Source organism: Bacteroides oleiciplenus YIT 12058, from assembly GCF_000315485.1.
GTDB classification, from domain to species: Bacteria; Bacteroidota; Bacteroidia; order Bacteroidales; family Bacteroidaceae; genus Bacteroides; species Bacteroides oleiciplenus.
This window is the reverse complement of record NZ_JH992944.1, coordinates 281,791-303,028: the sequence shown is the minus strand read 5'-3', so window position 1 is coordinate 303,028 and position 21,238 is coordinate 281,791. Positions and strand designations below refer to the sequence as shown.

Genomic DNA, 21,238 nt, shown 5'->3' with positions numbered 1-21,238 from the left:
CCCCTCATTGTTTTATTCTAAAAAGATTGTAATCAATGCGTATAGGAATTATTCCGGGCGTGTTAGGGCTATTGTGCATAGCTCTTTCCGCCCAGGCGCAGCATTCCGATTCAGTCCGTAGTGTAGCATTGCCCGAAGTGGTGGTAGCGGAAAACTATCAACAACTTCAGAACAAGAAGACTACACTCACGCTCGAAGTGGCTGGCCGGAACTTTCTGCGGAAACATTTCACAGGTAACTTCATGCAGGCGATAGAAAATATTCCCGGAGTGCAGGCTATGGATATTGGTTCGGGGTTCTCCAAACCAATGATTCGCGGTATGGGCTTCAACCGGGTGGCTGTATTGGAGAATGGCATCAAACAGGAAGGTCAGCAGTGGGGTGCAGACCATGGTCTGGAACTGGACGCCTTCAATGTGGATGCCGTGAATGTGATAAAAGGCCCCGCTTCACTGCTTTACGGCAGCGATGCCATGGGCGGAGTGATTGACATTGCCCCCGTGCAGGTTCCGGTGGAGAATATGCTGTTCGGTGACGTGACGCTTCTGGGAAAGTCAGTCAATGGGACTGTGGGGGCTTCGTTGATGCTGGGGATTAAGAAGAATGCCTGGTACACGAGGCTGCGTTACTCGGAACAGCATTTCGGGGATTACCGCATTCCAACGGATACCATCGTTTACCTTACCCAGAAGATGCCTGTCTATGGTCGGCGGTTGAAGAACACGGCAGGGTGGGAGCGGAATATCAATTTCTTCACCCAATATCAGAAGGAGGGATATAAGTCTAACTTTGTCGTCTCCAATGTATTTCAAAAGACAGGTTTCTTTCCGGGGACGCACGGTGTGCCCGACTTGTCGCGTCTGGAAGATGACGGGGACAGCCGGAATATAGAACTTCCTTATAGTCAGGTGAATCATCTGAAAGTGACCACGCATCAACAATATACTTGGAAGACGTTCGTTCTGTCGGGTGATATGGGCTATCAGAACAATCACCGTGAAGAATGGAGTGCGTTTCATACTCATTATGGCAGTCAGCCTTTGCCGAAAACAGATCCGGACAGGGAATTGGGTTTCAATCTGAACACTTTCAGCTTCTCGGCAAAGGGGCTTCTGGTCGGTTCTTCTTCCTGGGAGCACCGGATGGGGTGGGACTCTCAGTTTCAGCGGAATACGATTTCCGGTTATTCTTTCCTGTTGCCGGAGTATGAACGCTTTACTACCGGGGTATCTTGGCTTACGATGTATCGTCCTGATAACCGGCTTTCCGTCAGTGGGGGAGTGCGTTATGACTATGGCCGTATGCGTGTCTTTGCCCATGACGACCCTTATCTGGCGACTTACTTGCAGGAGCAGGGATATGATGCGGAACATGTAGAACTCTATCGCTGGAACAGCCGCCGGGTGAACCGGAACTTTGGTGACTATTCATTGTCATTAGGGTTGGTCTGGACGCCTTCAGCTCGACATCTGCTTAAAGTGAATGTCGGGCGGAGTTTTCGTCTGCCGGGGGCTAATGAACTGGCTTCTAACGGTGTGCATCATGGCACCTTCCGGCACGAACAGGGAGATGCTTCTCTGTCTTCCGAGCAAGGCTGGCAGATGGATGCTTCTTATCAGTTGAAGTACGGGCGATTGTCCCTATATGTTTCTCCTTTTGTCAACTGGTTCAGCAATTACATCTTTCTACGCCCCACGGGGGACTGGTCTGTGCTGCCGCATACGGGACAGATTTACCGTTATACGCAGACAGAGGCATTGTTTGCAGGGGCGGAGGCGAGTGCGGAATTCAGTATTCTGCCAGCTCTCAGTTATCGTGTTTCCGGCGAGTATGTCTATACTTATAATTGTGACGAACATATCCCTTTGAGCTTCTCTCCGCCTGCTGTATTGCATAATACGCTGACCTGGCAAAAGAAGCGGTATATGCTCTATGCCGAGTGGCAGAGCATAGCCAAACAGGACCGGGTGGACCGTAATGAAGACCGTACACCGGGTGCAAATCTGTTTCACCTCGGCGGTTCTCTTGATTTGCCCGTTGCCGGAACAGAGGTGGAGATAACTCTGACTGTCCGGAATCTGTTTAATACGCGCTATTACAATCATCTCAGCTTTTACCGGAAAGTGGAGATTCCCGAGCCGGGACGAAACTTCCAATTATTAATTAAAGTACCATTTAAAAAACTATTCAAATGAAAACAAGACTTTATTTCCCGATTATTATTTCCCTTTTAGTGATGGCAACTTCTGTGTTTACTGCTTGCAGCGACAGTGATAATCCGCTGAATGATACGACTAAACCTGTGATAGACCTGAAATCACCAACCGAAGGACAGACTTTGGCGATAGGCAGTGAGCATGGTGTGCATTTTGAGATGGACTTGTCGGACGATGTGATGCTGAAATCTTATAAAATAGAGATTCATAGCAACTTCGACCATCATTCGCATGATACCAGGGCGGCTGAAACTACCGTAGACTTTGCCTTTAATCGCGCATTTGATGTATCGGAGCAGAAGACGGCGCATATCCACCACCATGATATTCTGATACCGGCTAATGCTACTCCGGGAGACTATCACCTGATGGTGTATTGCACGGATGCTGCCGGAAACGAAGCCCATGTGGCACGCAACATCGTGTTGAGTGCGACGGGCGGAGAAGACGGGAACCATGAGGAATAATAACTAAAAGAGCTTTCTTATAGTAAATAGAAGATGCCATACATCATCACGAAGTTAAATCCCGAGTGAGCTGCAACCGCTCCCCAGATAGAACTGCAAAATAGCTTGCATCTGAAAAATACTTGGCTGACTAAGAACATCGATGCAACCCAAAGCGCAGCAGGAATAGGGAGAAACTGCCATGTCCCCAGCGTATAAATGATTCCGAAATGGGCGATATGGGTGAGTGCAAAAGCCAAAGAATCGAAGACAGAAGCTTTCATCTCTCCGAACTTGGGAACAAAACTGCCGTGAATGATACCCCTGTATAAAAATTCTTCACCTATCGGGCTGAATATCATACTCGGGATGACGGCTATCCAAAAATAGAGTGATTTCTCATCCCCGGTAATGCTACTGCCGGGGTTGTTTCCTCCGATATATACAAATGCGTTTTCTATTGATTTATCAAAGAGAAAAAGGAACAGGCCGAATATGATGAAGCAACTGAGTCCTCCGATTATAAAGGAGACAATCGGTCGCCACCACTGTGAAGGTCGTTTAATTCCTATGCCTTTCCGCCCGTATTTTGTGAGGAGGATGAACGGAGCGAACCACATGCATAGGAAAACAAGCATGACGATGCTGTAACTTCTGGTCACGTAAGATTCCAGTACGATTATAAAACGTGGTATCCCGAACAATAGTATCAGGAATACTCCTAACTTCCAGTTATACTGGAAATGGCGGCTCCAATGGATAGCTGCTCATAAATGATAAATCCTTCTATTGTAATTTTTTGTAGGTCATAAAAGTACGTAATTTCTTCCTTTTTGCCTACTTTTGCACTGAAAATAAAGATGAATATGGAAAATCAGAGACCTTTGATATTAATTTCCAATGATGACGGCATCATTGCGAAAGGTATTAGTGAGTTGATAAAGTTCCTCCGTCCGCTGGGGGAAATTGTGGTAATGGCGCCGGATGCGCCTCGTTCGGGTAACGCAAGTGCGCTGACTGTGACCGAACCGATTCATTACCAACTGGTGCGCAAAGATGTGGGACTGACTGTTTATAAATGTTCCGGTAGCCCGGTTGATTGCATAAAACTTGCCTTTCATACGGTGCTCGACCGTAAACCCGATTTGGTAGTCGGCGGTATCAATCACGGAGATAACTCTGCTGTGAATGTGCATTATTCCGGTACGATGGGAGTGGTGATCGAGGGTTGCCTCAAAGGTGTGCCTTCCATCGGTTTCTCTCTTTGCAGTCACGAACCGAATGCGGACTTTGAACCGTCCGGCCCTTATATCCGCGAAATAGCCCGTCAGGTTTTGGAAAAAGGATTGCCATCGTTGACTTGTCTCAATGTGAATTTCCCCGACACGAAAGAACTGAAAGGTGTGAAAATTTGCGAGCAGTCCAAAGGACAATGGACGAATGAATGGGAAAACTTTGCACACCGCGGTGATACTCATTACTATTGGTTGACTGGCGAGTTCCAGAATACAGATCCGGATAATGAGAAGAACGACCATTGGGCACTCGACAACGGATATGTAGCCGTCACCCCAACTAAAGTCGATGTTACGGCTTACGAACTTATTGACGAACTGAAGACTTGGTTCGAAGGAAATTAAGAATTAAAAATTAAAAATTGAAGATTGCTATGCAGGTTAATAGCGCAGCTCTTTTTTAATTTTTAATTTTCAATTTTTAATTTCATAAAATTCTCAATTTTATGAAGTATTACTTGATTGTCGGTGAAGCTTCCGGTGACCTGCATGCATCTCACCTGATGGCTGCTTTGAAGGTTGAAGACCCGCAGGCGGAGTTCCGCTTCTTTGGGGGAGACTTGATGGCGGCAGTAGGAGGTACGATAGTGAAGCATTATAAGGAACTGGCCTATATGGGTTTTGTTCCGGTACTGCTGCACCTGCGCACTATCTTTGCTAATATGAAACGCTGCAAAGAGGACATTGTGGCATGGCAACCGGATGTAGTGATACTGGTGGATTATCCGGGTTTCAACCTGAATATAGCCAAGTTTCTGCATGCCAGGACACAAATTCCCGTCTATTACTATATCTCTCCGAAGATATGGGCCTGGAAAGAATACCGCATCAAGAATATCAAACGGGATGTTGATGAATTATTCTCCATTCTGCCCTTTGAGGTCGAATTTTTTGAGGGCAAGCATCAGTATCCGATACATTATGTAGGCAATCCTACAGTGGATGAGGTGACCGCCTTCTGTACAGAACATTTCGAAACGCGCGATGACTTTATCTTTGAGAATAAGCTGGAGTCTAAGCCGATTATAGCTTTGTTGGCGGGAAGCCGCAAACAGGAGATAAAAGATAATCTGCCTGATATGCTTCGTGCAGCGTCTGCTTTTCCGGAATATCAACTGGTGTTGGCAGGTGCTCCCGGCATTTCTCCCGATTATTACCGGGAATATATAGGCGATGCAAAAGTGAAAATCCTTTTCGGGAAGACTTATCATTTGTTGCAACAGGCTGAGGCTGCATTGGTAACTTCGGGAACCGCTACCTTAGAGACAGCCCTGTTCCGTGTACCGCAGGCAGTTTGCTATCATACGCCGATAGGAAAAGTGATTTCTTTCTTGCGGCGGCATATATTGGCTGTGAAGTACATCTCTCTCGTGAATCTTATAGCCAATCGTGAAGTAGTCAAAGAACTGGTTGCCGATACGATGACTGTTGAACAGGTCCGTGCCGAGCTGGAACGTATCTTATATAATAAGGAGTATCGGCAGCAGATGCTTGACGGATACGAATACATGGCATCCCGTTTGGGCGATGCAGGGGCTCCGAGGCATGCGGCGCAAGAGATGGTGCGCCTGCTACGGAAATGAATGAACTACATAAGACAATCATCGAACTAACATAATGAAAGCCTTTTAGTTTCAAAAGGATGATAAAATTGTTAAAAGGTATAAAGCCGGTGCAGTATAAGCCCGGCTTTTGTATTTTATAGACAGAACATAAAAGCGGTGTGAAACCGATAATGAGTAAGAAACAAACAAAAGGACTTTGATTATGAAAAGATTACATTGGCTATTTTTGATGATGTGTTTGGCTGTATTGCCTGCTTTACAGTCGTGTGATGATCTTGATGACGGATATTCAATCGGTGATTTTTCTTATCCGAACTGGGCTACGGTGCGCGTAACGGGGAATGCTTTTTATTTAAATAGTGATACCTGGGGAACGCTTTGGCCTATCAATACCGATATGGGTTGGTATCAGCCTGTGGATGGACAACGCGTGGTAACTGTTTTCAATCCTATTTATGATAATTATGGAGAATATGACCACGCAGTGAAAATTGAGCGTATCTGGCATGCTCTGACAAAAGGTGTGGAACCGCTGACGGCTGAAAATGAAGAAGAGTATGGCAATGATCCGGTCTTTATTTATAAGGGTGACATCACTATCAGTGGAGGTTATATGAATATCATCTTTATGCAGAATTTGCCGAAGAATTCAGATACGAAACATCGTATCAGTCTGGTGCAGCGTGCCGAAGATGCTGAAGTGCCTTTGGATGAAGAAACCGGTGATGATGGGTATATCCATCTGGAGCTACGCTACAATGATTATGATGACTTGAGCGGAGTTCGTGTAGCCGGATTGGTGTCGTTCAATCTGAAAGATTTGGATATTACTTCTGAAACGAAAGGTATCAAGTTGAAACTGAATTCGGAAGTGAATAAGGAAGTTGAAATAACTTTTGATAAACAATCAGATAATACCGATAAAGCTTCTAACTTAGATTTTTCGAAGATGCAATTGAAGTAGAGTAAAGTGTTTTGTTTGAAGCCGGGTGAATGTGAATTCCCCCGGCTTTTATTTTTTAGATTAGTGTCAATATATAAAGGTAGACCACTGCGGCAGGAATTGCCAGCAAGGCACTGTCAAAGCGGTCAAGCATTCCACCATGTCCGGGAAGGATATGGCCTGAATCCTTGATACCTAGTTGGCGCTTCATTAATGATTCCGTCAAATCTCCCCAAGTTCCGAAGATGACAACAACCAACGCTAATCCAGCCCATTGTAGAACGGATATAAATGGGAAGTAATGTGCGAACACAAAAGAAGAAGCAATAGAGAATATACCACCGCCAATGCTTCCTTCCCATGATTTCTTAGGAGATATGCGCTCAAATAAGCGATGTTTGCCTACCAGTGAACCCACGCAGTATGCGCCTGTGTCACTTAACCATATGAAAACGAAAATGGAAAGCGGCAGGATAGGGTTGTAGGTCACGCTGCTTTCTGCCGGATTGTACTGGAAAGCAAGTACGTTGAGCAGCGCAAATGGTAATGCCACATACATCTGACTCAGCATAGAGTAAGCCCAGTTACCAATAGGGTTCTTCTTTTTCAGATACAATTCTGTAATCATCAGGTAAAGCAGTAAGGCCAGATAGGGTAGGAATACCTGTGCTCCAATGGTTGACTGGCAGAAACCCATCACGGCTAAAAAGAGATAGGCGCCTCCCAAGGCTGTAATCGTTTTATTGACCTGTACTTCACCACTTTGGTTGACCAGGTGGGAGAACTCATGTACACTCAGTGCACCGATAATGGTGAACAGGATACCGAATGAAAGGGGGCTGTATAGGATACAGCCCACCAATACTACTACGAATAACACACCTGTAATGGCGCGTTGTAAGAAATTGCTTTTCACGGTTATTCCGTTTTTAATTCTTTATTCTTTTGTTGGTCGTTCTACAGAAACTTTAGTGCCTTCTACAGAAACCTTTGTATTGCCGGTTTCTTTTCCGCCTTCAACATTGTTTTCTTCTTCTGCTTTTACTTCTTTTTCGCTTTCCACAGCTCCTTTGGCAGCTTCTTCTTCGGCTTTTTTCAAGTCTTCTGATATCTTGTTGGCGCTGATTTCTTCTGAACGTGAAGCCCAGGGACGTTTACCGAAAATCTCTTCCACATCCTCAGCAAAGATAACTTCTTTATCTATCAATAGCTGTGCCAACTGGTTATGTCCATCCTTATGTTCGGACAAAATTCGTTTGGCACGTTCGTACTGCTCATTCACCATGTTCTTCACTTCTTCATCAATCAGTTCAGCAGTCTTTTCGCTGTACGGACGATTGAAGGAGTATTCTTCATTGTTGTAATAGCAGAGGTTAGGCAGCTTTTCGCTCATACCCAGATAGGCAATCATGCCGAAAGCCTGCTTCGTTACGCGTTCCAGGTCATTCATGGCACCGGTTGATATACGCCCCAGGAACAAGTCTTCAGCTGCACGTCCACCCAGTGTGGCACACATCTCATCAAGCATTTGTTCTTTAGTGGTAATCTGGCGTTCTTCCGGCAGATACCACGCAGCGCCCAATGCACGTCCGCGCGGAACAATCGTTACTTTAATCAGTGGGTTGGCGTATTCCAATAGCCAGGAGATAGAGGCGTGTCCAGCTTCATGGATAGCGATGGAACGGCGCTCAGCTTCGGTTGTAATCTTTGTTTTCTTTTCCAAACCACCTACGATACGGTCTACGGCATCGAGGAAGTCTTGTTTGCCTACAAACTTCTTGCCGTGGCGTGCTGCAATCAATGCAGCCTCGTTGCAGACATTGGCTATATCAGCACCAGAGAAGCCTGGAGTCTGACGTGAGAGCAAGTCCACGTCCACAGTATTATCTATCTTAATGGGGCGCAAGTGTACGCCGAATACTTCTTTGCGTTCGTTAAGGTCAGGCAGGTCTACATGTATCTGGCGGTCAAAACGTCCGGCACGTAGCAAGGCCTTATCCAGTACGTCTACACGGTTGGTAGCAGCCAGGATAATTACACCGCTGTTAGAACCGAAACCATCCATTTCAGTCAATAACTGGTTCAATGTATTTTCGCGTTCGTCATTGCCACCCATTGCGGCAGCTTTGGCACGGGCGCGGCCTACGGCATCAATTTCATCGATAAATACGATACATGGCGCTTTCTCCTTTGCCTGACGGAACAGGTCGCGTACACGTGATGCGCCTACACCGACAAACATTTCCACGAAGTCGGAACCAGCCAGCGAGAAGAATGGTACGTTTGCTTCACCTGCCACAGCTTTAGCAAGCAAGGTCTTACCGGTTCCCGGAGGGCCTACCAGTAATGCGCCTTTAGGTATTTTACCACCCAAATCGGTGTATTTTTGCGGTTCTTTCAGGAACTCCACAATTTCTTCTACTTCCTGTTTCGCTTCGGCAAGTCCCGCTACATCCTTGAATGTAACTTTCACAGGAGTTCCCTTCTCAAACAATTGGGCGCGCGATTTGCCGACATTGAATATGCCGCCACCGCCTGCACCGCCACCACCACTTAAGCGGCGTGACATGAAAATCCAGAAACCGATGAGGAAAGCAATAGGCAGAATCTGCCACAAGATGGCACCGAAGTAATTCCGTTTTTTCTCATAGCTGATGGAACCATCGAAGTGCTGTTCATCCCTTTCTTTTTGAAGGAAATCTCCCAGGCTTTCGCGTGATGGAGCCTCAGTTGCAATCATAGGATTCTTACCCACCCGGCTGGAGTCTGCCTGAAATACGTTTTTTACATGTTGCGGCTTGATGTATGCTTCTACCGAGTTGTCATCGTAACCGATGATTTTACTCATATAGCCGTCGCGCACATATTGCTGAAATTCATCATAGGATACAGTTTTGGTACCTGCACTGTTCTCGTTGGTGAACCACAGTCCCAAAAGCATCATAGCTATGATCATATATAACCAGTTCAGGTTGAACTTGGGCATATTAACTTTATTGGGCTTTTTGTTAGCGTTATTGTTATTATTGTCCATAAGGCTTATTAATCAATATCAGGTATTTTGGTTAATTTGGCGTCAGCCCAGAGATGCTCCAGGTTGTAGAAATCTCTTGTTTCGGGTAGAAACACGTGAACCAGTATATCGGAATAGTCCATTGCTACCCATTCGGCATTGCGTAGTCCGTCTATTGCAAATGGTTTGCTGCCGGCACCTTTGCGGGTGAATTCCTTCACGGACTCTACAATGGCAGTCACCTGGCTGGGTGAGTTTCCCTGACAAATGACGAGATAGTTGCAGATAGTATCGCCAATTTTAGAAAGATCTGCTATTACAATATTTTTTCCTTTTTTATCTTGTATACCTTCGGTTATTTGTTGAATGAGTTTCTTTGTTTCGTTCATTACTTATTATTAAAATTAAACAGTTGACAAATATACGCTGAATTCTTGTATCAAACACCTAAAAGGGGAAAAGTCTTTCAATTTTTGATTTTTTTTAGGTATATATTTCTTTGGCATACGGCATCTTAGCAGAATTTATAGAAAAAAATCCCGGATTTTGTTTTGGATTATCAAATTCTTTGTATCTTTGCAACCGCAAAACAGAAATGACTTGTTATTGGGCTATGGTGTAATGGTAACACTACAGATTCTGGTCCTGTCATTCCAAGTTCGAATCTTGGTAGCCCAACAATTAAGAAAAGCTGCGAATGTAATAAGTTCGCAGCTTTTTGTATTTTTACCCCTTAGTAGTAATTCTATTCAAATAATTAAAACTATGGCAAAAGAGTTAGAACTCAAGTACGGCTGTAACCCTAATCAGAAGCCGGCCCGCATCTTTATGCAGGAGGGGGAGTTGCCTATCGAAGTCCTGAACGGACGTCCGGGATACATCAACTTTATGGATGCCTTGAACGGATGGCAATTAGTGAAAGAACTGAAAGAGGCTACCGGTATGCCGGCAGCGACTTCATTCAAACATGTCAGTCCGGCAGGGGCGGCTATCGGCCTGGAACTGGACGAGACAATGAAAAAGATTTATTTTGCTGACGACCTGCCACTTTCACCATTGGCAAATGCGTATGTACGCGCCCGTGGTGCCGACCGCATGTCGTCTTATGGAGACTTCATTGCTTTGAGCGATGTGTGTGACGAGGCAACTGCCCGTTTCATCAATCGTGAAGTGTCGGACGGTGTCATTGCTCCGGGTTATACTGATGAAGCGCTCGAAATTCTGAAAAACAAGCGTAAGGGTACTTATAATGTGATTAAGATGAGCCCGGATTACAAACCCGCTCCGATTGAACGCAAAGATGTATTCGGAATTACTTTTGAACAGGGACGCAATGAGATCAAGTTAAATAGCGACGAACTGTTTGCTAACATTCCTACTCAGAACAAGAACTTCCCGGATGCTGCAAAGCGTGATTTAATGATAGCACTGATTACTTTGAAGTATACACAGTCAAACTCCGTTTGCTATGTGAAGGATGGACAGGCCATAGGTATAGGAGCAGGACAGCAGAGCCGTATTCACTGTACTCGTTTGGCTGGAAATAAGGCCGACATCTGGTACCTCCGTCAGCACCCGAAAGTGTTGAATTTGCCTTGGATAGAGAAAATCCGTCGTGCAGACCGTGATAATACGATTGATATTTATATCAGTGACGATTATGAAGATGTATTGGCTGACGGCGTTTGGCAACAATTCTTTGCAGAAAAACCGGAAGTGCTGACCCGTGAAGAGAAGCGTGCATGGCTGGATACGCTGAAAGGTGTGTCTTTGGGTTCAGATGCATTCTTCCCGTTTGGAGATAATATCGAGCGGGCGCATAAGACAGGCGTAGACTACATTGCACAGGCTGGTGGTTCTGTACGCGATGACAATGTTATTGAAACTTGTGATAAATACGGCATTGCTATGGCATTTACAGGTATTCGTCTGTTCCACCATTAAAATAATGTGAGTTCGAATAAGATACTATAACTTATTCGAACTCACACATTTTTAAGTAAGGGTAGCAAAATCAGTCAATCATAACTTCAACGCCTACTTTGAAAGTTTCCTGATTCTTTGGATCAGCTATCTGCACATCTTTCACTTCACCTTTTTCTTTTCTGATTTGTACAATGCAAGGCTTTATAGCCTTTACCTCTGTCTTTCCATTATCAAAAGTTCCGGGTTTGAAGAATACAAGTTGCAATAACCCTGCTTTCTCATTGCTGACAGCCTGTATATTCGCATCGTTCCGTTCTATTTTTATTCCTTTGGAAGAATAAGACTTCACTTCTTCCGGCGCATTGATTCCAGGAACAATCATGTAAACGTATGTTGCATCCTTAGGAGATTGACCGTGATTGATTGTCAAATTGAATACGGGCATATTGATTTCTGTGGCAGAATAATTGTAATTGATCCGTGCCCAACTGCCTTTCTGTATATCAGTCTTTAGCTTTAGATTTAACTTTTGTGGAAAGAAATAGGCGATGCTGTCGTGCCATATCCATGTAGGCATTTCGTTGAGTTCCATCTCTTTCTCTATTTTACGGGAAGCCTTTCCATTGCTTATCCATACATTTCCATCCAGATGGCATTGATTGATTGTCGTAACAATCTCCTCTGGCACATTCGACTCTATACCTGCTCCCAGACATACTATTTCATTGTCGAACAGGAACCATGACTTACGTGCTTTCACTCCGTAATCATCCATATCAAAAGTCATTACACCACATTTACCATCAGAAACACCACCCGTGAATGTACAGGTTCCTTTGGTTCCCCAGTCCGCCGGATTTCTTTTTTCTCCGGCGGGAACAGTCGTTCCGGGAATCTTGTCCCATTCCCATACGGGGAAGATGTCAGTGTATTCGTTACCGTTCACACGGATATTCGTAGCGCCGTCGCTCATATACGTTCCATACAGATTCTCTCCGTTTCCACTTTCTGTTTTGTTGGTGCGGGTGGAGGCAGTACGGATGGAGATGTCATAATTTTTGCGATTGTGCAACATGTAGTCCGAACAGTAATACATGACATTTCGATCCGAACGTTGATAAGAGGACTCCTGGGTACGGAAGCGATGGGCAGCGGCAGCGTATTCATCGGCATGTTCAGGATCGAGTATTTGCAGATTTCTGAACATGTCTGCCCAGTCGCCATAATTGAGCAATCCGGTGCGGCTGACCCCTCTTCCGGTGACGCTGAAATCCAGATGACTGCCACGAAACACATTGAGGAATGTGTTTCGTGTAAAGTCCGAGAATAATTTAAGTTTTTCATTACTCATGGCATATTGTGTGCCGTTCAGGATATTACCCATGCGCACGATATTTTCTACGAAAACGGTGCCATATCCGCCGATGTAAAGTTGAGGACCGTGCTGATGATAGGACATATCTTCTTGTATACCTTCCTCTTTCACTATTTGTACCGGATAGAAGATTTCGTAAGCATTGCTGCGTACAATACTATCGTTTTTCAGTAGACACCCTCTTGTCAGGTGATGAATGGCAATGTCCATCTTGTTGGCACCGGTGAATTTGCGGGGATCACTGCGTTCGCTCATCGTTTTCAATATCGGTTCATAAATATCCGGAGCAAGCTTTTGGTGCCCGGCATCCATCAGGGCGAGGAGGGAAGCTTGGGTTTGTGGTACGGATATTTGGTTATACCACCAATTGTGGCATCGAGGGTCTTGTTGGGTCCAGTATTTCAAGGCGGCGTGGATAGCGGCGAACAACACTTCGTTACCATAATATACCGAACGTGTATCTGTGTACGAAGTCGCAATTGTAACCAGGCGTTTCAGGTGTTCCACCGGTTCCCAGTTGGTTCGGAAGAAACAAGCATAGTCTAAATCTTTCCACTTACCTTCCGGTGTCAGCGAAAGCAGTAATGTATCGGTTTTTAAGTCTGTTTTTTTAGGAGAAGACTTCGCATATATTTCATTGCGGATTCGTTCCAGTATTTGTTGGTAATCATCTTGCGGAGCTTTTTCTTCTATTTGCGCTCGTTTACCATTTTCCGGATTATAATATGAAGGGTATACGGGAGCCGTATGTTCCACGTGCCCTGAAATTTCGAGATTGATGGTTCCTTTCTTCTGCATATTGGTGTATATTTCAGCCACCAGATTGATATCCGACTCTTTTCTGCCTTCCGGGTGATAAATCATCCGAATACATCCTTTTTCTCCCGGCTTGTAGGGCTCTTTAGACCATTCGGCTGAGGTGCATCCGCAGCCGGTGATAATGTTGCTAATTACTAAAGGTTTGTCTCCGGTGTTCATAAACCAGAAGTCATGGCTGATGTTTCCGTCCTTTTCCTCGATGGTTCCCAGATTAACTTTCGTCTCGGAGAATGTCATCTCCTGAGCTTGCACCAGTCCGCTTGCTGTCAGCAATAGTAAACTAAAGGTTAGAATTTTCTTCATATTCTTGTATTCTAAATATATTGAATAAAAAAAGAGGCTGTATCAAATATAGATTAAGGCTATCATTTTGCTTAAAATGACAGAATAATACCCTTAATCTATATTTGATACAGCCTCTTATATGTAGGCTTAAAAATTATTCGGCGCTGCGAATGGAATCGTCGATAACTTTAATTTTTTCTTTTACCAACTCAATGTCAGCTTTCAGCTTTTCTACTTTGCGATTCAGTTCTGTCAGCAAGCTATTACCTTTCTTAGAAGAAGTGGTCAGGAAGCCGAGGTTGTTTTCATACGTCTGCAACTCATTTCTCATGGCATCTGCCGCACGAACCAACTTCTCGCGTTCACGATAAAGAGCCTGCGGGCTACCTTCCTGAATGCTGTTGATGTTGGACTTGAAGTTATTCAACTTCTTGCTAGCTGCGCTAATGTTGAAGTGGGCGAACAACTTATCCACCTGTCCGTGATACTGCTTGTACAAGCGGTCTTTTTCTTTGAAAGGCACATGGCCGATGTTGTTCCACTCTTTCATCAGTTCGCGTACCAACTGGGTAGCTTCGTCCGTATCCATATTCTCATCGATGGCAGCAAGCTTTTCGATGATATCTTTCTTCTTATTCAGATTTTCAACTTCAACAGAGCGTTGAGAAGACGTAGCCTTACCCTTTTGCTCAAAGAAGTAGTCGCAAGCAGAGATGAAGCGTTTCCATATCGCGTCGGAGTATTTCTTTGCGACCGGACCAATGGTTTTCCATTCTTTTTGCAGTTTGGTGAGTTCATCAGCGGTTGCTTTCCAGTCGGTGCTGTCTTTCAAGGCTTCGGCCTTTTCACACAAGGCGCGTTTCTTGTCCAGATTGACGTTCATTCCCTCTTTCAGAGATTTGAAGAACTCGCCTTTCTTGCGGAAGAACTCGTCGCATGCCTTGCGGAAACGTTCGAATATCTTCACGTTCATTTTCTGCGGTGCAAAGCCGATAGTCTTCCACTTGTTTTGCAGGGCGATGATTTCCTGTGTTTTGTTGTCCCAGCCTGCAAAGTTGGTCAACTCGCTGTAGTCTATGGCTTCGATGATTTCACAAATCACTGTTTTCTGGTCGAGGTTATGTTGCTCTACTTCTTTCAGTGATTCGAAATGTTGTTGATGGCGGCGGTTGACGGCGGTGGAGGCTGCTTTGAAGCGGTTCCATACCTCGTCGCGCAGTTCTTTGGCAACAGGACCCGTATCACGGAACTCCTGATGCAACTTCTGTAGCTGGTGGAAAGCCGACACTACGTCCTGTTCGTCAGCCAGTTTCTCGGCAGCCTCGCACAGATGCGTCTTTATCTCCAGATTTTTCTTGAAGTCATATTCACGGAATTCATTATTCAGCTTCAACAGGTCGTAGAATTTCTCCACATAGAGTTGATAGTTCTTCCAAAGTTCGTTGACTTTGGCCTGCGGAATGAGTTTTACCTCGTTCCATTGTTGCTGTAGCTTTTTGAATTCAGTGTAGGATTTGTTGGCATCGTCGGGCGACTCTACCAGTTCTTTCAGTTCCTCAATTATGGAAAGTTTGATTTGCAGGTTCAGCTCTTTCTGTTGTTCCTGTTCGGCTGACAATGCGCCTCTTTTTTCTTTAATGACGGACATGATATTCTTGAACTCCTCTTCCACAGCATCTGCTATTGGAACGAAATTCTCAGCTGCTCCCCCGTTTTCAATGAAAAGCTTCTTTGCCGCTTCCTGTTCGGCATTGTGCAGTTTATAGAAGGCCTGTTTCAAGCCGTCTATTGCTTGTTTACCGGCATTTTCCACTTCTGCGGAGATTTCTTTCAACTTGGCGAGGATTTCCTCCTTGCTTAGTTTGGGTGCGGTTTCTACGGGCTTTTCTTCCTGCGTAGCTTCTTCAGCCGGAGTTTCCGTCAGAGCGGGTTCGGAAACCTCTGCTGCTTTCTTGTCTTCTTCTAATTCTTCCGCCTTTTCGGGGAGATTAGTGTCATGAGTGTCCATCATTGTAGATACATTTTAAGAAACGGTTTTATCCGTTCGGGTTACATTAGGTCACAAATTAATGAAATAAAACAATTACTTCATACTTTTTTCATCAGTTTTTTTTTATTTTTCTTCATTTAGGATAGAAGTACGGTGATTCCCATGTATAACATCATGCCTATAATGTCGTTGGTAATCGCTATAAACGGCCCGGTAGCGATGGCAGGGTCTACCTTTAACTTTTCCAGCGTCATAGGAACCAGCGTGCCGAAGATAGATGCAAACATCACTACAGCAAACAAGCTGATGGAAACGGAATAGGTGACGGTGGCAGTGGCGCCGAACCGGACAAAATTATAGATATATACTACTAAAGAAATGATGGTGGCATTGATGAGGGCTACCACGGATTCTTTGGTGATTTGCTTGAAAATGTCTTTGGCGTCCAGCGAATTGTTGGCAAGGCCTTGCACGATGATGGCCGAAGACTGTGTTCCTACATTTCCACCCGTACCGCCGATTAGCGGGATATAAAGCGCCATTTCGGGATGGGCGGCGAAGGTTGCGTCGAAGTTTCCCAGAATCATGGAGTTGCCTATACCGCCCAGCATGCCGATAATCAGCCACGGCAGGCGTGCACTGGTCTGGCGCATCACGTTGTCATCCGTTTCTACGTCCTGTGACAAACCGGATGCCAACTGGTAGTCGCGTTCTGATTGCTCACGCACTTCGTCCATGACGTCATCTACGGTGATTTGTCCTACCAGCCGTCCGATACTGTCGACAACGGGAACAGATACAAGGTCATACTTTTCAATAGTCTGTACCACATCTTCAACAGGAGTGTCCACATGCACCGAAATCGGGTCTTTCCGCATCACGTGCTTCACTTTCGATACGGAAGGGGAGGTAATCATCTTCTTCAATGGGAATACGCCTTGCAGGCGGTTCTCGTCGTCGATGACATAGACGTAGTAGATCTCATCCAACTGTTCGGCTTGCTGGCGCATTTCTTTCAAGCACTCCGGCATACTCCAGTTTTCGTTTACCACTACCATTTCAGTACCCATCAAACCGCCGGCGGTGTCTTCGTCATACTTCAACAGGTCTACGATGTCTCCTGCCTGCTCGATGTCTTCAATGTGTGAGAGGATTTCTCCCTGCTTCTCTTCATCCAGCTCGCGCATCAGGTCTACGGCATCGTCCGTATCCATGTAGTCCACAAAGCGCTTGGCGATGGTTTCTGACGGGAGTATCTCGAGGAACTCCTTACGGACGTCCTCATCCATCTCCATCAATACGTCTGCTGCGGTTTCATTGTCCAGCAGGCGATATACGAAACGGGCTTCCTCCGGACTCAAATCGTTACAGAGTTCGGCAATGTCCGCAGGATGCAAATCTATAAGGAGCGATCTGACGTTCTCGGCGTCTTTCTGCTCAATGAGGTTTTTGACGTTGTCAATGTATGCTTCGTCCATCTCCATAATCTTCCTCCTCTGTGTTCAAACTATGAACTATCACTTATTTTATTTCATCATTCTTTTTCTCTAATCTCTTTTAACGCCTGTTCCACCCGGTTGGTCAAGTCAATAAACTCCTGTACGGATAGTTGCTCTGGTCGCCTGTTGAATAAAACATCTTCGGTCAGCGGACAATCCTTGCCAAGTATCGGTTTTATTGAGTTTCGCAGTGTCTTTCGTCGTTGGTTGAAAGTCGTTTTCACCACTTGTTTGAATAGCTTTTCATCGCAACCCAAGTCTTTGGTTTCGTTTCGCGTCATGCGGATGACGGCGCTTTTCACCTTTGGCGGCGGATTGAATACATGTTCGTGCACGGTGAAAAGATATTCAACGCGATACCATGCTTGTATCAATATGCTTAGGATGCCGTACGTTTTACTGCCCGGTCCGGCAGCAATGCGTTCGGCCACTTCTTTCTGTATCATACCTGTGCAACAAGGTATCAGATCCTTGTTGTCCAGCATTTTGAAAAAGATCTGGCTGGATATATTATAAGGATAGTTTCCCGTCAGCACAAATGGCTGACCGCCGAACAGACGTTGCAGATTCATCTTCAGGAAGTCGTCCTCGATGATGTTGTCTTCCAGCGACGGATATTCCTCACGCAGATAGGCTACGGATTCATAATCCAGTTCCACTACCTTCACCGGGCGTTCTTTTTTCACCAGAAACTGGGTCAGTACACCCATACCCGGACCAACTTCCAATACGGGAAGTCCGGGACATGTGTCTATTGTATCGGCAATGTCCTGCGCCACTTTCAAATCCTTCAGGAAGTGTTGGCCGAGAAACTTTTTAGGCTTTACTAATCTCATTTGTTAACTGAATCGTTACTTTTGAACAATCTTTGCACTATCTTTGCTTCGCGAAGATAGGCCGCATCTCGGTATTAAAAATAAGCACGCTTCTTTTGTACTACCCTCGGTTTGCACTATCTTTGCTTCGCGAAGATAGGCTGCACCTCGGCATTAAAAATAAGCACGCTTCTTTTGTACTGCCCTCGGTTTGCACTATCTTTGCAGCTCGCAAAGGTAATCCTTTTCGACGAAGAATAACGAATTCTGCATGAATAAACTATTAAAAAAGACACTGAAGATCCTTTTGCCGGTCGCTTTGGGCGGTTTTATTCTTTATTGGGTGTATCGGGATTTTGACTTTACACGTGCCAAAGAGGTACTCTTGCATGGCACGAACTGGGGGTGGATGTTGCTTTCGTTGTTTTTCGGTGTGATGAGCCACGTGTTCCGTGGTTGGCGCTGGAAGCAGACACTTGCACCGCTGGGCGCCTATCCCAAGACGAACGATTGTGTGGATGCCATCTTTGTTTCTTACGCCGCTAATCTTATTTTGCCCCGTGTAGGCGAGGTTTCACGCTGTGGTGTGTTGGCAAAGTACGATGATGTTTCTTTTGCCAAATCGCTTGGTACGGTGGTGACGGAACGCTTGATAGATACGCTTACCATCCTTCTTATCACCGGCGTTACTTTTCTGATGCAGATGCCCGTTTTCCTTCGTTTCTTTGAAGAAACAGGAACAAAAATCCCTTCGTTGATGCACCTTGTGACGTCTCCCTGGTTTTACGTTGCTCTTTTCAGTGTCATCGGTGTGCTGGTGTTGCTTTATTTCCTTCTGCGCATGCTTTCTTTCTTTGAGAAAGTGAAGGGGGTGGTGCTCAATGTGTGGGAAGGCGTGATGTCATTGAAGAGCGTGAAGAACATTCCCCTTTTCGTTCTCTACACCTTATTAATATGGGGGTGCTATTTCTACCATTTCTATATAACTTTCTATTGCTTCTCCTTTACTGCGCATCTCAGTTTTCTGGCAGGGTTGGTGATGTTTGTGGGTGGAACCTTTGCGGTTATTGTTCCTACGCCCAATGGGGCAGGTTCCTGGCACTTTGCCGTCATCACTATGATGATGCTGTACGGTGTCGATGCCACCGATGCGGGAGTCTTTGCTCTGATAGTGCATGGCATACAGACGTTGCTGGTCATTCTGCTGGGCGTCTATGGTTGGATGCATCTCTCGTTGGTGAACCGCTTGAAATAAACTAATCCAGTTGTCCCTACAAACTAATCCCACAGTGCCTACAAACTAATATTTTTCTTGCATAAAACTTTTCATACAACAGTTGTGAAAGTTTCTTTCAATAGTTATGCTTCTTTCTTACAACAGACATTGTAAGAAAGAAACGCAGTTATAGTATGAATAATTTTATGCAAGAAAAATATTAGTTTGTAGGCACCGCGATGTTAGTTCGTAGGCATCGTGATATTAGTTTTTCGCAGGAAAAAAATAGTTTCTTGCATAGTTTGAGAATAAAAATGTATATTTGCGAAAACTAACTTTTTAAACGTTATGAGTACAATCTTGCAATTAGCTCCACAAAATGTGTGGAAGCATTTCTATTCGCTGACTCAAATCCCCCGTCCGTCCGGACACATGGAGAAGATAACCGAGTTTCTTGTTAACTTTGGAAAAGGCTTAGGTTTAGAATCATTTGTCGATGAAGTAGGCAATGTTATCATTCGTAAAGCTGCTACTCCGGGTATGGAAAACCGCAAAGGCGTCATTCTTCAGGCTCACATGGATATGGTGCCTCAGAAGAACAATGATACTGTTCACGATTTTACAAAAGACCCTATTGAAACTTATGTAGATGGCGACTGGGTGAAAGCTCGGGGCACAACGCTGGGTGCCGATAATGGTCTGGGTGTTGCAGCCATTATGGCAGTGCTTGAAGATAATAACTTGAAGCATGGACCATTGGAAGCCTTAATTACGAAGGATGAAGAGACAGGTATGTATGGTGCTTTCGGCTTGAAGCCGGGAACGCTGAAAGGTGAAATCCTGCTGAATCTTGACTCGGAAGATGAAGGCGAGCTGTATATCGGCTGTGCCGGTGGTATCGACCTGACAGCTACGCTGGAGTATCAGGAAGAGACAGCTCCGGCTGATTTCGTAGCCCGTAAGATTACACTGAAAGGGTTGCGTGGCGGACATTCCGGTTTGGAAATCAACCAGGGACGTGGAAACGCCAATAAGTTGCTAGCTCGCGTGGTGCATGATGTGCTGATAGAGTTTGATTCTCAGTTGGCTGGGTTCGAGGGTGGAAATATGCGTAATGCTATTCCTCGTGAAGCGCATGCTGTATTGGTGTTCAATCCTGAGGATACGGAAGAACTGGAAGATTATATCAAGGAATATGAAGCGCAGATTAATGCGGAATATGCTCCTATTGAAAGTGGCATTACACTGACGATAGAACCGGTTGACCTGCCGGCGTATATTGTGCCTGTAGAAATTCAGGATAATATGATTAGTGTACTGATGGCTTGTCAGGATGGCGTGATGCGTATGATTCCTACTGTGCCCGATACGGTGGAAACATCTTCTAATTTGGCCATTGTTATAATAGGTGAGGGCAAGGCGGAAGTTCGTATTCTGGCTCGCAGTTCTTGCGATACAATGAAAGAGTTCCTGGCAGACAGTCTGACGGCTTGTTTTGCTATGGCAGGCATGAAGGTGGAACTGAGTGGAGGTTATTCCGGTTGGCAACCTAATGTGGATTCTCCTATTCTGCACGCTATGAAGCTTTCCTACCAGAAACAATTCGGAGTAGAACCGGCAGTGAAGGTGATTCACGCAGGTTTGGAGTGTGGTATTATTGGCGCTAATTGTCCGGGATTGGATATGATTTCTTTTGGACCTACATTGCGCTCTCCGCACTCACCAGATGAACGTGCATTGATTCCTACAGTTTCTAAGTTTTATGACTTCTTAGTTGCTACGCTGGAACAGACACCGGAAAAATAATACGTGATTTCTTAAATGAATAAGGAGCG

General features: G+C 45.1%; 16 protein-coding genes and 1 tRNA gene. 9 read left to right on the top strand and 8 right to left on the bottom strand.

Annotation, left to right across the window (positions count from 1 at the left end; translation table 11 throughout):
* The first annotated feature begins 35 nt into the window (after nt 1–35).
* Together HMPREF9447_RS20860 and HMPREF9447_RS20855 are read left to right on the top strand one after the other, a co-directional pair.
* A complete protein-coding gene (locus HMPREF9447_RS20860; RefSeq protein ID WP_009131773.1) occupies nt 36–2,195 on the top strand; it encodes a TonB-dependent receptor in 2,160 nt (719 codons plus the stop codon).
* Nucleotides 2,192–2,683: a DUF4625 domain-containing protein gene (locus HMPREF9447_RS20855; protein WP_009131772.1), complete on the top strand. Its 492-nt coding sequence runs from the start codon at nt 2,192–2,194 to the stop codon at nt 2,681–2,683. The genes HMPREF9447_RS20860 and HMPREF9447_RS20855 overlap by 4 nt, the downstream gene beginning before the upstream one ends.
* A gap of 17 nt (nt 2,684–2,700) precedes the next feature.
* On the opposite strand, the gene HMPREF9447_RS20850 is transcribed toward HMPREF9447_RS20855, so the two are convergent.
* Entirely contained in the window at nt 2,701–3,324 is a 624-nt protein-coding gene (locus HMPREF9447_RS20850) for a CPBP family intramembrane glutamic endopeptidase (protein ID WP_244267652.1), read from the bottom strand.
* Nucleotides 3,325–3,528: 204 nt separating this feature from the next.
* Between HMPREF9447_RS20850 and surE the strand changes: the two genes are divergently transcribed.
* From surE to HMPREF9447_RS20835, 3 genes are all read left to right on the top strand, one after another.
* Nucleotides 3,529–4,302: a 5'/3'-nucleotidase SurE gene (surE, locus tag HMPREF9447_RS20845; protein ID WP_044138559.1), complete on the top strand. Its 774-nt coding sequence runs from the start codon at nt 3,529–3,531 to the stop codon at nt 4,300–4,302.
* A 101-nt stretch (nt 4,303–4,403) separates the two neighbouring features.
* On the top strand, nt 4,404–5,540 hold the full coding sequence (gene lpxB / locus HMPREF9447_RS20840) for a lipid-A-disaccharide synthase (RefSeq protein WP_009131769.1): 1,137 nt from the start codon (nt 4,404–4,406) through the stop codon (nt 5,538–5,540).
* Between the two features lie 184 nt (nt 5,541–5,724).
* The gene (locus HMPREF9447_RS20835; protein ID WP_009131768.1) at nt 5,725–6,486 is read left to right on the top strand and encodes a NigD1/NigD2 family lipoprotein; all 762 of its coding nucleotides are present in this window, start codon (nt 5,725–5,727) and stop codon (nt 6,484–6,486) included.
* Between the two features lie 55 nt (nt 6,487–6,541).
* Here HMPREF9447_RS20835 and HMPREF9447_RS20830 read toward each other — a convergent pair whose 3' ends face one another.
* Genes HMPREF9447_RS20830 through rsfS form a run of 3 tightly spaced genes read right to left on the bottom strand, consistent with a single transcriptional unit; the run spans nt 6,542 to nt 9,867 of the window.
* Nucleotides 6,542–7,381, bottom strand: coding sequence for a phosphatidate cytidylyltransferase (locus tag HMPREF9447_RS20830; RefSeq protein ID WP_009131767.1), 840 nt, complete (start codon nt 7,379–7,381; stop codon nt 6,542–6,544).
* A 21-nt stretch (nt 7,382–7,402) separates the two neighbouring features.
* Nucleotides 7,403–9,499, bottom strand: a complete 2,097-nt coding sequence (gene ftsH, locus HMPREF9447_RS20825; protein WP_009131766.1) for an ATP-dependent zinc metalloprotease FtsH — start codon at nt 9,497–9,499, stop codon at nt 7,403–7,405.
* Nucleotides 9,500–9,507: 8 nt separating this feature from the next.
* Nucleotides 9,508–9,867, bottom strand: a complete 360-nt coding sequence (gene rsfS, locus HMPREF9447_RS20820; protein WP_009131765.1) for a ribosome silencing factor — start codon at nt 9,865–9,867, stop codon at nt 9,508–9,510.
* A 218-nt stretch (nt 9,868–10,085) separates the two neighbouring features.
* On the opposite strand from rsfS, the gene HMPREF9447_RS20815 reads away from it, so the two are divergent.
* Together HMPREF9447_RS20815 and HMPREF9447_RS20810 are read left to right on the top strand one after the other, a co-directional pair.
* Nucleotides 10,086–10,156, top strand: a tRNA-Gln gene (locus tag HMPREF9447_RS20815).
* A 78-nt stretch (nt 10,157–10,234) separates the two neighbouring features.
* Entirely contained in the window at nt 10,235–11,422 is a 1,188-nt protein-coding gene (locus tag HMPREF9447_RS20810; protein WP_259301086.1) for a phosphoribosylaminoimidazolecarboxamide formyltransferase, read from the top strand.
* 70 nt (nt 11,423–11,492) lie between these two features.
* Here HMPREF9447_RS20810 and HMPREF9447_RS20805 read toward each other — a convergent pair whose 3' ends face one another.
* The 4 genes from HMPREF9447_RS20805 to rsmA form a co-directional block, all read right to left on the bottom strand.
* Nucleotides 11,493–13,901, bottom strand: coding sequence for a polysaccharide lyase family 8 super-sandwich domain-containing protein (locus HMPREF9447_RS20805; protein WP_009131764.1), 2,409 nt, complete (start codon nt 13,899–13,901; stop codon nt 11,493–11,495).
* A 136-nt stretch (nt 13,902–14,037) separates the two neighbouring features.
* Nucleotides 14,038–15,894 carry a DUF349 domain-containing protein gene (locus HMPREF9447_RS20800; protein ID WP_009131763.1) on the bottom strand — a complete coding sequence of 619 codons (1,857 nt, stop codon included), beginning with the start codon at nt 15,892–15,894 and terminating at the stop codon, nt 14,038–14,040.
* Nucleotides 15,895–16,010: 116 nt separating this feature from the next.
* Nucleotides 16,011–17,351 carry a magnesium transporter gene (mgtE, locus tag HMPREF9447_RS20795; protein ID WP_085938360.1) on the bottom strand — a complete coding sequence of 447 codons (1,341 nt, stop codon included), beginning with the start codon at nt 17,349–17,351 and terminating at the stop codon, nt 16,011–16,013.
* 56 nt (nt 17,352–17,407) lie between these two features.
* The gene (gene rsmA / locus HMPREF9447_RS20790) at nt 17,408–18,208 is read right to left on the bottom strand and encodes a 16S rRNA (adenine(1518)-N(6)/adenine(1519)-N(6))-dimethyltransferase RsmA (RefSeq protein WP_009131761.1); all 801 of its coding nucleotides are present in this window, start codon (nt 18,206–18,208) and stop codon (nt 17,408–17,410) included.
* A gap of 250 nt (nt 18,209–18,458) precedes the next feature.
* Here rsmA and HMPREF9447_RS20785 point away from each other — a divergent pair, with 250 nt between their 5' ends.
* On the top strand, nt 18,459–19,442 hold the full coding sequence (locus HMPREF9447_RS20785; RefSeq protein WP_009131760.1) for a lysylphosphatidylglycerol synthase transmembrane domain-containing protein: 984 nt from the start codon (nt 18,459–18,461) through the stop codon (nt 19,440–19,442).
* 309 nt (nt 19,443–19,751) lie between these two features.
* Nucleotides 19,752–21,209 (top strand): aminoacyl-histidine dipeptidase, encoded by a 1,458-nt coding sequence (locus tag HMPREF9447_RS20780; RefSeq protein WP_009131759.1) that lies wholly within the window; start codon nt 19,752–19,754, stop codon nt 21,207–21,209.
* Nucleotides 21,210–21,238 lie beyond the last annotated feature (29 nt).

What these genes read in the sequence shown, in the direction of transcription:
- HMPREF9447_RS20860 (WP_009131773.1), top strand. Translation starts at nt 36, where the DNA reads ATGCGTATAGGAATTATTCCGGGCGTGTTAGGGCTATTGTGCATAGCT.
- HMPREF9447_RS20855 (WP_009131772.1), top strand. Translation starts at nt 2,192, where the DNA reads ATGAAAACAAGACTTTATTTCCCGATTATTATTTCCCTTTTAGTGATG.
- surE (WP_044138559.1), top strand. Translation starts at nt 3,529, where the DNA reads ATGGAAAATCAGAGACCTTTGATATTAATTTCCAATGATGACGGCATC.
- lpxB (WP_009131769.1), top strand. Translation starts at nt 4,404, where the DNA reads ATGAAGTATTACTTGATTGTCGGTGAAGCTTCCGGTGACCTGCATGCA.
- HMPREF9447_RS20835 (WP_009131768.1), top strand. Translation starts at nt 5,725, where the DNA reads ATGAAAAGATTACATTGGCTATTTTTGATGATGTGTTTGGCTGTATTG.
- ftsH (WP_009131766.1), bottom strand. Translation starts at nt 9,499, where the DNA reads ATGGACAATAATAACAATAACGCTAACAAAAAGCCCAATAAAGTTAAT.
- rsfS (WP_009131765.1), bottom strand. Translation starts at nt 9,867, where the DNA reads ATGAACGAAACAAAGAAACTCATTCAACAAATAACCGAAGGTATACAA.
- HMPREF9447_RS20805 (WP_009131764.1), bottom strand. Translation starts at nt 13,901, where the DNA reads ATGAAGAAAATTCTAACCTTTAGTTTACTATTGCTGACAGCAAGCGGA.
- HMPREF9447_RS20800 (WP_009131763.1), bottom strand. Translation starts at nt 15,894, where the DNA reads ATGATGGACACTCATGACACTAATCTCCCCGAAAAGGCGGAAGAATTA.
- mgtE (WP_085938360.1), bottom strand. Translation starts at nt 17,351, where the DNA reads ATGGACGAAGCATACATTGACAACGTCAAAAACCTCATTGAGCAGAAA.
- rsmA (WP_009131761.1), bottom strand. Translation starts at nt 18,208, where the DNA reads ATGAGATTAGTAAAGCCTAAAAAGTTTCTCGGCCAACACTTCCTGAAG.
- HMPREF9447_RS20785 (WP_009131760.1), top strand. Translation starts at nt 18,459, where the DNA reads ATGAATAAACTATTAAAAAAGACACTGAAGATCCTTTTGCCGGTCGCT.
- HMPREF9447_RS20780 (WP_009131759.1), top strand. Translation starts at nt 19,752, where the DNA reads ATGAGTACAATCTTGCAATTAGCTCCACAAAATGTGTGGAAGCATTTC.